The 12,767-nt window shown below is 70.2% G+C and carries 8 protein-coding genes and 1 tRNA gene; 2 read left to right on the top strand and 7 right to left on the bottom strand.

Annotated elements, in window-relative coordinates; genetic code table 11:
* Positions 1 to 641: 641 nt before the first annotated feature.
* Positions 642 to 1,838 (top strand): hypothetical protein, encoded by a 1,197-nt coding sequence (locus AB0M70_RS20305; protein WP_365821345.1) that lies wholly within the window; start codon positions 642 to 644, stop codon positions 1,836 to 1,838.
* A 40-nt stretch (positions 1,839 to 1,878) separates the two neighbouring features.
* Here the strand turns inward: AB0M70_RS20305 and AB0M70_RS20300 are convergent, their stop codons facing one another.
* The 6 genes from AB0M70_RS20300 to AB0M70_RS20275 all read right to left on the bottom strand — a co-directional run bounded on the left by AB0M70_RS20300 (position 1,879) and on the right by AB0M70_RS20275 (position 9,646).
* Positions 1,879 to 2,445 (bottom strand): Uma2 family endonuclease, encoded by a 567-nt coding sequence (locus AB0M70_RS20300; RefSeq protein WP_365821344.1) that lies wholly within the window; start codon positions 2,443 to 2,445, stop codon positions 1,879 to 1,881.
* Between the two features lie 634 nt (positions 2,446 to 3,079).
* A tRNA-Arg gene (locus AB0M70_RS20295) sits at positions 3,080 to 3,152 on the bottom strand.
* Positions 3,153 to 3,234: 82 nt separating this feature from the next.
* Positions 3,235 to 5,316 carry a pectinesterase family protein gene (locus AB0M70_RS20290; RefSeq protein ID WP_365821343.1) on the bottom strand — a complete coding sequence of 694 codons (2,082 nt, stop codon included), beginning with the start codon at positions 5,314 to 5,316 and terminating at the stop codon, positions 3,235 to 3,237.
* 83 nt (positions 5,317 to 5,399) lie between these two features.
* Positions 5,400 to 7,322: a helix-turn-helix domain-containing protein gene (locus AB0M70_RS20285; RefSeq protein WP_365821342.1), complete on the bottom strand. Its 1,923-nt coding sequence runs from the start codon at positions 7,320 to 7,322 to the stop codon at positions 5,400 to 5,402.
* A 47-nt stretch (positions 7,323 to 7,369) separates the two neighbouring features.
* Positions 7,370 to 8,788, bottom strand: coding sequence for an MFS transporter (locus AB0M70_RS20280; protein ID WP_365821341.1), 1,419 nt, complete (start codon positions 8,786 to 8,788; stop codon positions 7,370 to 7,372).
* 57 nt (positions 8,789 to 8,845) lie between these two features.
* Positions 8,846 to 9,646 (bottom strand): 3-hydroxybutyrate dehydrogenase, encoded by an 801-nt coding sequence (locus tag AB0M70_RS20275; protein WP_365821340.1) that lies wholly within the window; start codon positions 9,644 to 9,646, stop codon positions 8,846 to 8,848.
* 352 nt (positions 9,647 to 9,998) lie between these two features.
* Here AB0M70_RS20275 and rho point away from each other — a divergent pair, with 352 nt between their 5' ends.
* Positions 9,999 to 11,213: a transcription termination factor Rho gene (gene rho / locus AB0M70_RS20270; RefSeq protein WP_365821339.1), complete on the top strand. Its 1,215-nt coding sequence runs from the start codon at positions 9,999 to 10,001 to the stop codon at positions 11,211 to 11,213.
* A gap of 9 nt (positions 11,214 to 11,222) precedes the next feature.
* Here rho and AB0M70_RS20265 read toward each other — a convergent pair whose 3' ends face one another.
* Positions 11,223 to 12,506 (bottom strand): M6 family metalloprotease domain-containing protein, encoded by a 1,284-nt coding sequence (locus AB0M70_RS20265; protein ID WP_365821338.1) that lies wholly within the window; start codon positions 12,504 to 12,506, stop codon positions 11,223 to 11,225.
* Positions 12,507 to 12,767 lie beyond the last annotated feature (261 nt).

Here is a 12,767-nt window from a genome sequence, read left to right as displayed (position 1 = left end):
GCCCGCCGACAAGAAACGCGAACCCCCCAAGCACTTGCCGCCAGGAGGGAACCCACCGCCAGGGTCCGCGTCTGCCGCGCCGGGGGTAGTCGACGAGGCGGCGACGGCTGCGGCCGAGATCGCGGCCGAGGCTGAGGCTACGGCGACGGCTACGGCGACGGCATGGCTTGCGCGCCGGCTTTCCCTGAGAGTGTGTCCCCATGGTGGGGGAGAGGGAGCGGCGTGGGCGAGGGTTGGCCGGGTACGTATTAGGGGCACGTAACAGAGCCCTCGACGACCTCTCGACGGCTTCTCGACGGCTTCTCGACGACCTCTTGACCGCCCCCTGACGGCCTGTGGCGGGGCCCGGCCGCGGCGGCTCCCCTTGGCCACGGCCGGCCCGCCTCCACCACGGGGTCGGCGACGCGGGAGTGCGCCGACCTCCGTGGGAGCTCAAAAGCGACGGCTGCTGCGGCTGCGGCACGGCACGAAAAGCCCCACCACGACTCGAAGCCACCGCTTCTCCTAGCGTGTTCCCAGGGCGGACCGGACGACACAGGTTGAATGCGCGAAGGGTGTGAGGCGGACGGGGCGGACCCGGGACGGGTGGGATGCGGGCGTTGCGGGCGCAAGGGGTGGTTTCGCCTGCGAGGCTGTGGTGCGTGACGTATGCAGTGAGTGTGGACGCCCGGATAGCGGCCGGTACCCCGGAGATGGATGAGCTGCAGCGCATCGGCGCCGGCGCTCTCCTCGAGGACGGCTTCGAGTCCGTGGAGGAGATCGCGGGACCCGACGGGACGGAGGTCAGGCTCCGCGACACATTTGTGGGCGTGTACCCCGGCGGAGCGCTCCTGAAGGTCTTCGTGGACGCCCCGGCCCTCGAGCTCGCCGAGGAGACCGTCCGCGAACTCGTGGAGGAACTCCTGGAGCGTACGGAGTTGCTCGCGGACTGGACCGTCGAACGGTGCCAGGTGGAGCTGCACCCGGACCAGGCGAAGGAGAGCCTGGACGCGGCCGACGGCCCGGACGCCCCGCCGAACGACGTCGAGTCCCGCCGCGCGCGCCTGATGGGGCTGGCCGGCGAGGCGGGGTCCCCGCACGCGGCAGGAACGACGGCGGAAACCGAGGCGATCCGCTCCAAGATCAGGGCGATGGCCCCGAGGCTGGCGGCGTTCGGGGTGGGAATGTTCGGCGTACCGGAGCCGGAGGAGGAAGAGACGGAGGGCGTCACCAAATCGAAGAACGCACGCCCCGACTCCGCCCCCGGCATCACGACGGAGGAAGCCGAGCTGGCCGCGGGAGCCCTGATCTGGGGTACGGATGTCCTCCTGGACGAGCTGTTCCAGGACGCGCACGCCCTTGACCGGGAGGCGACGAACGTCGCCGAATGCGACGGCCCCATGTGGCTCCTGGACGAGCTGCCCCCGCGCTACGCCCTGCAGTACGACGCCCGCTTCGCCCGCCGCTTCCTCGTTACGGCGATCGCCCTGACGACGCGCCTGACCGAGGGCAGCTTCCGGCAGCTGAGCTGCGTGGCCGAGGAGCTGGCGCTCAGACTGCTGCTGCGCGAGGCCGAGGTCACGCTGGACACCTTCGGCCTCCTGGACGAGGGCGTCGCGTCGGCACTGGAATGCTTCGCCGAGCTGGTCTACGAGGACATGGACCACGAGTGGCTCTACGACGACGCGATGGACGGCATAGACGAGAGCGAGGCAGGCGAGGCCCTGGGCATCACCCCCCTGGCCATCACCAACTGGTTCACCCCCTTCAACAAGGACCGCTACGTCCACCCGTACGCGGCGGATGAGCCCGAAACCGGGACAAGGGTGAGCGACGAAGACAGCTTGCCCCCGTCGTGAGCCTTCCGGGCACAGCGGCGGGCACCCATCCTCGCGGGGGTCAGACCTGGCCGAGGTCGATCTCCACTGGGAAGGGGGCCACTGCCTTGAGGATGCCGGTGAACACGTCTCCTACCCGGTAGGTCGTCGTCGCGGGGTCGAGAACGTAGGTGTACACGAGAGGAACGCCCGTCGCGGCCTGCTCGATCCGCCAGTAGAAGCCGATGCCCGCCTTTGCGTACTGATCGACCTTCACGATCCGGTCGGTGGTCTCAGAGCCCGGCGACACCACCTCCGCGACCAGCAGCACGTGCTCGGGGCGGGTCGGGGTGATGTCGATCGTGTCCGCGCGGTACACGACGACGTCCGGGCGGCGATTGGTCAGCGGGACGTCCTGCAGCCGGACGTCGAAGTCCGTGTCGGCGTTCCACTCCGGGCCCGCGGCGGCATCCAGGGCGTTGGCCAGAATGCGGGCCAGACGGTTGTGCCGCTTGGACGCGCTCGGACTCACGACGACCATCCCGTCCACGATCTCGATACCGGCGCACTGCTCCTCGGACCAGGACTCGTATTCCTCCGCCGTGATCTGCTCGTGCATCCATGCGGGGGCCACCATGTCGGCCGTCATAAAACACTCCCGGACACTGCGTCGCGGGCCCGATCCCGCTGGATTCAGCGTACTGTCCGCCATCCGCTAGGCCCGCTCCACCAGTTCAATCTCGATGGGTGCGGCGGACTCGATCTCGATCGTGACCCCTTCGTTCTCCTGTAGGACGTCAGGAGAAGCATCAACGGGACGTACGACCAGCCTCGTGTGCGGCCGAGGAAGTCGCCCCAGGTCCAGAGGCGGATCGTGCCGCAAGATGTCGACGACACGAACAAGAGTCTCGGGGATGTTCACGCTGCACGAGTCCCCACGGTTCAGGCAGTCAGGGCTCGGCTCGGTGCGAAACAGCGTGTACGACCACTCCCACGAGTCAGGGGCGACAGGGAAGGCCACCTGCCTGTTCCATCGGAACCGGGAGTCCGGATCGATCTTCCCCCAGGGCCACTCCACAGAGACGTGGGATCCCCGAACATCGGCGACTCGCGCCCTCGCCGGCGAGCAACTGACTCTCAGTACATCGCCCACCTGGTAGGCCGGTCGACCGCCCTCGTGCTTCACCGCGCTGTTCCTGACATGTCCGATCCGTGTCCGAAGGCTAAGGCTGGTGGTATGTCAAAGGCCCCGGACCAAGATCGGTCCGGGGCCTTTCCCCTTGTGCCCCCGGCAGGATTCGAACCTGCGACACCCGCTTTAGGAGAGCGGTGCTCTATCCCCTGAGCTACGAAGGCAAGGTGGCGCCGCCACGGATGGCGGTTCCAGACAGGGTAGCGGATGGGGGTGGGGTGGCGGTGCGTGGCCGGGGGTGGGGGCTCAGGGCTTCGGGGTCCAGTCTCCCAGCCAGTCGGCGGTTTCCTGGGTCGTGGCCTGGGTGTCTGTCAGGTGGGGGCGGTCGGCACCGGCCGGGCCCGCGCCTGCGCCCGTGTTCTTGTACTCCGCGAAACGGTCGTCCTTCCAGGAGAAGCCGCCCATGTCCGTCCACGGGGTGGGCCTGATCGCCGCGCTGAGGGAGGAGTCACGCACCGTCGTCTGGGGGTCCAGGGTCGCGTCGCCGCCCGCGTGCCAGTTCCGGCCCAGGTAGAAGCTGCGCGCGGACACGTCGCCGTTGACCGTGGTGCGGGTGATCAGGAAGCCCTTGCGGTCGGGGGCGGTCGAGGGCGCGGTGACGTAGCCCTGCGAGGAGCCGTCCCAGCGCTTCTTGAGGGTGATCACCGAGCGGTCCACCACGGCCGTCGCCCGGCCGAAGATGAAGTCCGTGTTGCCGATGATGTAGGAGTTCCTGATGTACGCGCGGCCCAGTGTCGCCTTGGACGCCGTGTCCAGGAGCAGTGTGTCCTGGTCGCCCTCGACGATCACGGTGTCGAGGAACGCCTTGTCGGCCGCCGTGCGCAGGGCCACCGCCTGGTGGCCCGCGATGTTCTGGTTCGCCTGCTCGTTGAAGTCGTTGGAGATCGTCAGGTTCCTGGCCTGGAAGTCGTCCGCCTCCGCGGCCACCGTCGCGCTGCCCGAGGTGCCGTAGGTGCCGGAACCGTCCGGCTTGGGCGTGCCCGCCGCGTTGTCGTACACGATGACCGTGTCCTTGCGGCTGCCGCCCGTGCCCTGCAGCGTGACGTGCGGCTTGTTCGCCGGGATCTTGACCGTCTCGCGGTACGTGCCCGGCTTGATCGCGATCGTGACCCGCGACGGGTTGTTCGCGGGGACCGCGTTCACCGCCGCCTGGACCGTCTTGTACTGGCCGCTGCCGTCCTTCGCGACGGTTAGGGTGCTCGCCGCCGCGGCCTTCGTCGAAGTGACACCGACCGTCGCGCGCGGGCCCGCTCCCGCCTTCAGCTTCGCCGGGACGTCCGCCGCCTTGTCGAGCGTGTAGGCGTAGAAACTCTTCGGGTCGAAGGCTGTTCCTCCGCTCTCGTTGCGGCCGCTGGTGCCCGCGAAGACGTTGCCGCGCTGCACGACCGACGCCGTGCTGTCCTTCGTCACCGGGTTGTTGAGGCCCTCGAAGTAGCTGTTCTCCAGGACCATCTTCGTCTTGCCGCGTGAGTAGTTCCCGTAGGAGGAGTTGATGTCCGTGCCTGCTACGTCCTGGAGGTAGTTGTTGTAGAGGTGCGCGTGGGCCACGTTGTCCGTGGACGGATTGCGCTGCTCGGTCTCGCGGAACCAGTTGTGGTGGATCGTGATGTCGGCCGTCGTGTTCTCGGTCCAGCCGATGCCGAAGGTCTTGTTGTTGTCGCTCAGCTTGTTCCAGGACACCGTCAGGTACGTGGTGTCCTTGCGGCTGTCTATCAGGCCGTCGGCCATGTGCCGCAGGTCGTTGTGGTCGATCCAGACGTGGTGCGCGCCGTCCATCTGCACGGCGTCGAAGTCGTGCTCCTTGTCGTTCCACGTGCCCGCGTACGAGTCCCGGATCGTGAGGTTCCGGATGATCACGTTGTGCACGCCCTGGCCCAGGAAGAAGCCGCCCCCGACGATCTGGCCCGAGGTTCCGGAACCCAGGATCGTCTTGTCGGACGCGACCTTGATCTCCTTGCCCTTGGGGTTCATCGTGATCGTCGCGGCGACCACGATGACGTACGGATCGGGGGCCGTCGCGTACTTCTCCAGGTCCGCGAGCGTCTTGACGGTGACCGTCTTCCCGCCGCGTCCGCCGTATGTGCCGTTCTGGCCAAGCGCGTTGACCGAGGCGAAGCCGTCGGCCACGTCCGCCGCCCAGGCGGGGGCGGAGCCCGATGCGGAGCCCGATGCCGCCGACGCCCTCGGCTGGGCCTCCTCGCCGAACATGCCGAACGCCGTGCCGTACGTGAGACCCGCCGCGGCCGCCACGGCCACCGGGATGCCGAGTCGCATGCCGATCAGCCGCCGCCTGCGGTGCCGCTGCTGCGTCGCTCTCGTGTGCTTCATGTGGGGTAGCCGCCCTGAAGATCGTGGGTGTGCGTTGCGCAGGGCAGTCGCCACCACCGGGCGGATTGGTTGCCGTGAGCCCTCTAAACCGAGGTGGACGTCGACGCCGACGTGTACGCATGCAGGCGCAACGCCAGCTGGATCTCCAGCGCCCGCTCCGGGGACTGCCAGTCCGCGCCGAGCAAGTGGCCTATCCGGTCCAGGCGTTGGACCACGGTGTTCACGTGCACGTGGAGGGAGTCCTTCGCCTTGGACTGGCTCATGCCGCAGGCGAAGTACGCCCGCAGGGTGTGGATCAGTTCCGTGCCGCGCCGGGTGTCGTAGTCCAGGACCGGGCCCAGTGTGCGGCGTACGTACGAGTCGAGGTTCGTGTCCTCGCCGAGGAGTACGCCGAGGAAGCCGAGGTCGGGAAGGTCCGCGCCCCGCCCGGTGTGGCCGAGGGCGCGCAGGGCGGAGAGGCACCGCAACGCCTCCGCGTGCGCCAGCGAGAGGGCCTCGGGGCCGATCGCGGGGCCCGCGGCGCCGACCGTGACCGGCGCACCGGTGGCCTGGGTGAGCTCGGCGGCGAGCGCGCGGGCCCGGGAGCCGGTGTCGTCGGCCGGGATCACCAGGGCCACGTGGTCGTGGTGCAGCCCGGAAAGGCCGCGGTGGGCGCGGGCCGCGCGCGCGGCCGACGAGAGCAGGAGCCGGCGGGACGCTGCCTCGCTGTGGGCGACGAACACCGCGTGGGGCAGGGCCAGATCGACGTCCAGGCGGCGGGCGCGCGCGGTGAGGCGGCCCGGGGTGCCGGAGAGGGAGAGCAGGTCGCCGAGGAGTTCACCGCGTACGCGGTCCTCGGCCTCGGCGGCCGAACGGCGAAGCAGCAGAAGCAGCGCGGTGACGACCCCGGCGCGTTCGAAGAGGCGCCGGTCGGCCTCGCCGAGGTCGGGCCTGCCGGTGAGGGCGATGCTGCCGAGGAGCTCGGGGCCCGCGAGGACCGCGCACACCCAGGTCCCGTCGAGAGGCACCGCCCGGCCGCTGGCCCGCGAGGCGGCGACGGCCTCGGCGGGAGGCGTACGGGGATCGGCGTCGACCCGGGCGAGTTCCGTCCCGTCCGCGTCATGGATGAGCGTGCCGCCGTCCAGGAGGGCGCCGATGGCCGTGGCGACCTCGGTGAAGTCGCCGCCGCGCAGCACGAGATCGGTCAGGCGGTCGTGCGCGTCCTCGGCCCTGCGCAGCGCCTCGCTGTGCGCGCGGATGGTCTGCGAAGCCGCGTTCAGGTCGACGAGCGCCGCCCGGGTCTCCTCCATGCGGCGCGCGCTGTCGATGGCGATGGCCGCGTGGTCGGCGAGCGAGGAGAGCAGCGCGCCCTCGTCCGGCGTGAAGGCACGGGCGGTGCGGTCGGCGGCGTAGAGGACCCCGATGATGTGGGTGCCCTGCCGCAGCGGTACGCCGAGGATGGCGTGCAGGCCCTCTTCCAGTACGGCGCTGTCGATGGTCGCGGTGTGCTGGAAACGGGGGTCGACCTCGTAATCCCCGGTGGCGTAGGGGCGGGCGGTCTGCGCGACGAGGCCGCCGAGCCCCTCGCCCATGCCCAGGCGCAGGTTCTGGAACGCGGCGGAGACCGAGCCGTCCGTCACGCGCATGTAGGTGTCGCCCGCCGCCGGGTCGTTGAGGGAGAGATAGGCGACGTCCGTACGGAGCAGCAGCTTGGCCCGGTGCACGATGGCGCGCAGCACCGCGTCCAGGTCGCGCAGTGCGGCGAGGTCGCCCGCCGTGTCGAACAGCGCGGTCAGCTCGGCTTCTCTGCGCTGGTGCTGGTTGAGGGTGCGGCGTACGCGCAGGGCGGTCTGGGTGGCCTCGTCGACCGCCGCGAGCTCGGCGCCGCTCGCCCCGGCGGCGCGGGCGGCGGCGGCAGGGCGGGCGAACTGCTCGGCCGGCGCGTCCTGGGCGAGCAGGTCGAGCAGTTCACGCAGGGCGGTGGCGCACACCTGCTCCCGGTGGGCGGCGTCTGGGGAGCTGGTCATACGACGGGTCGCCTCCGGGAGCGGGGTGCGCGTGCGCGTGGCGCGGTTCAGGTGCGGCTTCCGATTGTCGCCGAGGCCGTGCCGGCCGCACCCTCGGAGGCGGAACGCTGCTCGGCCGGAGAGGAGAGCGACCGGCCCCGGGTCTCCTTCGCCACGAGCACCGTGAGCGTCGTGATCACCACCGTCACGCAGACGTAGAGCGAGACCGGCACCGCCGAGTCGAAGTCCTTGAGGAGTTCCACCGCGATGATCGGCGCGAGCGCGCCGCCGATGATGGACGCGAGCTGCGAGCCCATCGAGGCCCCGGAGTAGCGCACCTTCGTGTCGAACATCTCGGAGATGAAGGCGGCCTGCGGCCCGTACATCGCGCCGTGGAAGAGCAGCCCGACCGTGACGGCAAGGGTGATGACGGCGAACGACTCGCTGTCGACGAGCGCGAAGAACGCGAACGCCCAGAGGGCCATGCCGATGGAGCCGATCAGGGTGACGGGCCTGCGGCCGATGCGGTCCGAGAGCGCGCCCCACAGCGGGATCGTCACGAAGTGCACGGCGGAGCCGATGAGGACGGCGTTCAGGGCGGTGCTCTTGGGCAGTTCCAGGTGCACGGTGACGTAGACGAGGACGAAGGCCGTGAGGATGTAGTACGAGACGTTCTCGCCGAGCCGGGTGCCGATCGCGGTGAGGACGCCGCGCCAGTTGTGCCGAAAGACCTCGACGACCGGTGCGTCCTGCTCGGCGGCCTGCCCCGAGGCCGCGCCGGCCTCTGCCTTCGCCTGCGCCTCCAGGAACAGCGGCGACTCCGAGACCGACACCCGTATCCACAGGCCGATGATCACGAGCACCCCGGAGAGCAGGAACGGGATGCGCCAGCCCCAGGCGAGGAACGCCTCGTCGGACTGGACGGCGGCGAGGAGCGCGAGGACGCCGGTGGCCAGGAGGTTGCCGCCGGGGGCGCCCGCCTGCGGCCAGGAGGCCCAGAAGCCGCGGTTCTTGTCGTCGCCGTGCTCGGAGACGATCAGGACGGCGCCGCCCCACTCGCCGCCGAGCGCGAAGCCCTGGATCAGGCGCAGCACCGTGAGCAGGATCGGGGCGCCGACGCCGAGCGTCGCGTGGGTGGGCAGCAGGCCCATCGCGAAGGTGGCGCCGCCCATCATCATCAGGCTGAGCACGAGCAGCTTCTTGCGGCCGATCTTGTCGCCGTAGTGGCCGAAGACGACGCCGCCGAGCGGCCGGGCGGCGAAGCCGACGGCGTAGGTGAGGAAGGACAGGAGGGTGCCGACCAGCGGGTCGCTGTCGGGGAAGAAGAGGGTGTTGAAGACGAGCGCGGCGGCCGAGCCGTAGAGGAAGAAGTCGTACCACTCGATGGTGGTGCCGATGAGGCTTGCGCTGATGATGCGGGCGATTCCCGGCGTGCCCGGGGCCTTGCCGGGGTTCTTGCCCGAGGCGCGCGGCGTTGCGGCTGCCATGGCGTGATCCGTTTCTCGATGGGGACGTGTCGTGGAATGGCGTCGGGGAGTGGGGTGTCAGCCGGCGGTCCAGCCGCCGTCCAGGGGCAGCGAGGCGCCGGTCACGAAGCCGCTGTGCGGGCCGCAGAGCCAGAGCGCGGCGGCGGCGATCTCCTCGGGCTCGATGAGCCGCTTGGCCGCGGAACGCCGCAGAAGTACGTCGGTGAGGACCTGCTCGGGCGCGATGCCGTGAGCGGCGGCCTGGGCGCTGATCTGGTCCTCGACCAGGGGCGTGCGGGTGTAGCCGGGGCAGAGGCAGTTGCTGGTGACGCCGTGCGTCGCGCCTTCCAGGGCGGTGACCTTGCTCAGGCCCTCCAGGGCGTGCTTGGCGGTGACGTAGGCGGACTTGAAGGCGCTGGCGCGCAGCCCGTGCACGCTGGAGATGTTCACGACGCGGCCCCAGCCGCGGGCGTACATGTGGGGCAGCGTCCTGCGCAGCAGGAGGAACGGCGCGGTGACCATGACCCGTTGGATCAGGTCGAACCGCTCCGGGGGGAACTCCTCGATGGCGGCGACGTACTGGAGCCCGGCGCTGTTGACGAGGATGTCGACGTGCGTGGGCAGGGTGTCCACCGCGGCGGGGTCGGCGAGGTCCACGGCGTGTGCCTCGCCGTCGATCCGGTCGGCGACGTTCTTGGCCGCGTCGGCGTGCCGGTCCACGACGTGCACGAAGGCGCCCGCTTCGGCCAGGGCCACGGCACAGGCCCGCCCGATGCCGCTGGCGCCGCCGGTGACCAGGGCGGTGCGTCCGGTGAGGTCGGTTCCGGCGGGTCCGGCGGGTCCGGCGGGGGTGTCACCACGGGGAGTGGGGCTCGTCATGGCCGGAAACGTAAGGGTGCGGCGGGCGGGGTTCCCATGTGTGGGGGCCACATAACCGGGGAGCGCGTCATGTGGATGGGTGCGCCCGTGCGGGTACGATCCCGGTGACCCACGTCACGTCCGGCGGGCCGCGAGCTGTGCTACCTTGCGAACAGCACGTGTGTACGCCGCCTTCTGCGGCGCCGGTGCCGATCTTCTTTTCTTCCGCCTCTGTGAGGCTCCCGCAGCTTTGATGCTCCCGCGTTTCGCCGAAGCTCTTAGCCGCGATTCTTCCTTCCGCCCGACGTACGGGACGTGAACACACACCGTCCTGCCGGGCCCCTCATTCGCATGTCCGCGAAAGGACCCCATCATGAGTACCGCAACCATCACCCGGAACAAGACCACCACCCCGAACAGGGACACCACCCCGAACAGGGGTACCACCGACGCTCCCGCCGTCGCCGCCTCCGGCATCCTCGACGTGAGCCACAACGCCAACGGCCATCTCCGTACCGGAGATTGCCTCCCCACCCCGAACGACGTGCAGGTTCCCTCTGCCCTCATCCGCCGACTCGGCCTGCGTGCGGGCGATGTGGTGCAGGGCGAGTGCGGACGGGCCCGCACGCTGACCTCGGTCGAGCGCGTCAACGGGCACTCGGCCGAGGCGCTGCACCGGCGCGCACGGTTCGGCGACCTCACCCCGCTGCATCCCCGCGAGCGGCTGCGTCTGGAGACGCCGGGCACGGGCGGCGGCAGTGTCGCCACCCGGCTCATCGACCTCGTCGCCCCCGTCGGCAAGGGCCAGCGCGGCCTCATCGTCGCGCCGCCCCGCACCGGCAAGACCGTCCTGCTCCAGCAGATCGCGGCGGCCGTCAGCGCGAACCACCCCGAGGCCCACCTCATGGTCGTGCTGCTCGACGAACGGCCCGAAGAGGTCACGGACATGAAGCGTTCCGTACGGGGTGAAGTGCTCGCCTCGACCTTCGACCGGCCCGCCAAGCAGCACATCGCCCTGGCCGAACTCGCCGTCGAGCGCGCCAAGCGCCTCACCGAGGAGGGCAAGGACGTCGTGATGCTCTTCGACTCCCTCACCCGGCTCTGCCGCGCGTACAACAACGCGGCGTCCAGTGGTGGCCGCACCCTCTCCGGAGGGGTCGACGCCGCCGCCATCCAGGGCCCCAAGCGCCTCTTCGGTGCCGCGCGGTGCGCGGAGGAGGGCGGGTCCCTGACCATGCTCGCCACCGTGCTCGTGGAGACCGGATCGCGCGCCGACGACTACTACTTCGAGGAGCTCAAGGGCACCGGCAACATGGAGCTCCGCCTCGACCGGGGCATGGCCGAACGCCGGGTCTTCCCCGCCGTCGACGTCACCCCTTCCGGCACACGCCGTGACGAACTCCTGGTGCCCGCCGACGAGTTGACCGCCGTACGCGGACTGCGGCGGGCCCTGCACGGCAGGGACCCGCAGAGCAACCTGGAGGCGCTGATCGAGCGCCTGCGCAAGACCCCGGACAACGTGGCCTTCCTGCGCCAGGTGCAGCAGACCGTGCCCGGCGCCGGGTCCGCCAAGGTCAACGGCGGCTGAGGCGTGGCCTCACGGGCGCGTGACGTGCACCCGGTAGCGCCCCTGCTCGTCGATGTCCGTCACCGTGATCCGTACGCCCGTCTTCTTGTCCGTGAAGGTCTGTCCGGGCTCGTAGGTCGCGTCGGAGAGCTCCGCGTGGACGTTCGGCCGGCGCGTGCAGCCGCCGCTGTCCTTCGTGGAGTCGGCGACCGTGATCGGGCCGTGGCCGGTGTCGATCTCCGCGTCCACCCGGTAGATCAGGACACCCGGCTTGCAGATCGCCTCGTCGTTGCCGCCGCGGGTGCGCACCTCGACGGCGTACCCCGTCCGCTCGCTCAGGGGCACGAAGGCGAGCTTGGTGCCGCCCTCCGTCGGCAGCGGGCTCAGTGTGTGCTCGGTGGTGCCGGGGTTCGACGCGCAGCTGACCTGGTCGTCGCCGAGCCAGCCGAGCTTCCACTTGTGCCAGGCCACCAGGTCGTTGTTGGCGCCCCAGTCCTCGCTCATGATGTCCCAGTGGCCGACCGCGCCGCCGCCCTCCTGCGTGTAGAGGTCGGGCAGGCCGAAGACGTGGCCGTTCTCGTGGGGGAGCACGCGGTAGCCGGTCTCGCGGTAGCTGCCCGAGCCGTCGTCCTGCCTGCTGTAGACGAAGGACGCGTTCGAGACGGGGACGCCGTCCGCGACGGGGGCCTCGGTGTTGCCGGCGAAGGTCACCGAGAGGACCGTGTCGAGGGCGGAAGGGCCCGCGTTCGGCGTGATGAGGATGTTCACCAGGTCGTAGTCCCGGAAGTCCACGTCCGGGTCGGCCGCCGCCACGATGTCCGTGACCAGCTCGCGGTAGCCGGGGTCGAAGGGGGCGCCGCGCTCTATCCCGTACTCCTTGAAGCTCTTGGGCATCCGCAGCCAGTCGGGGACCGGGGACTCGGGGCGGTAGTCGAGCCGTCCGTAGGAGCTGGTGCGAAACCAGTCCGACGTCTGCGGGAAGAACTCCGCGAGGCGGTCGAGCGCGGGGCCGTCGCCGGGGGCGTCGGAGAAGTCGACCATGAGGTTGAGGGCCCGGACGGTGCCGGTGGAGCGGGAGTAGCCGGTGGGGGTGGGCATGCCCTCCGACATCTGTACGCCCATCGTGCCGCTGATCATGCACGGGTTGAGGGTGGTCGCGCGGGCCAGGGACGAGGGGCCCGCCGCCGTGGGGGACTCCTCCATCAGGCGCCCGGTGCTCGCCGACGTGGTGACCGTGAAAGCAAGGACGGCGCAGGTGGCGAGTGCGGCGCCACGTCGCGCTCCGCATATCTGCTTCCAGGTCGGCTGCTGCATGCGTGGGCCTTCCCCTAGCGGCAGCCGCCGGTCCTGGCTGCACCCTTTCGATCACCCTGTGCCGGTGGATGCGCGGGCGCTCGTTGGGTGCGACCGATCGTGGGTTTCTTGTTCATCTAGGTCTTCATGCGGCTCTTCGCGCAGGTGTGACGCGGGTCACGTGAAGAAAGTGGGGCAGCGGGAAATATCCGGGGACTGTCTCCCCGTTTAGACCTGTGTCCGAGCGAAACGGGGAGTGATTCCCCGCATCGCGCATCCGAG

Origin of the sequence: Streptomyces sp. NPDC051214, assembly GCF_040682375.1 — a bacterium.
Classification (GTDB): domain Bacteria; phylum Actinomycetota; class Actinomycetes; order Streptomycetales; family Streptomycetaceae; genus Streptomyces.
The sequence above is the reverse complement of the archived record's forward strand: the minus strand, read 5'-3'. Positions and strand labels throughout refer to the sequence as shown.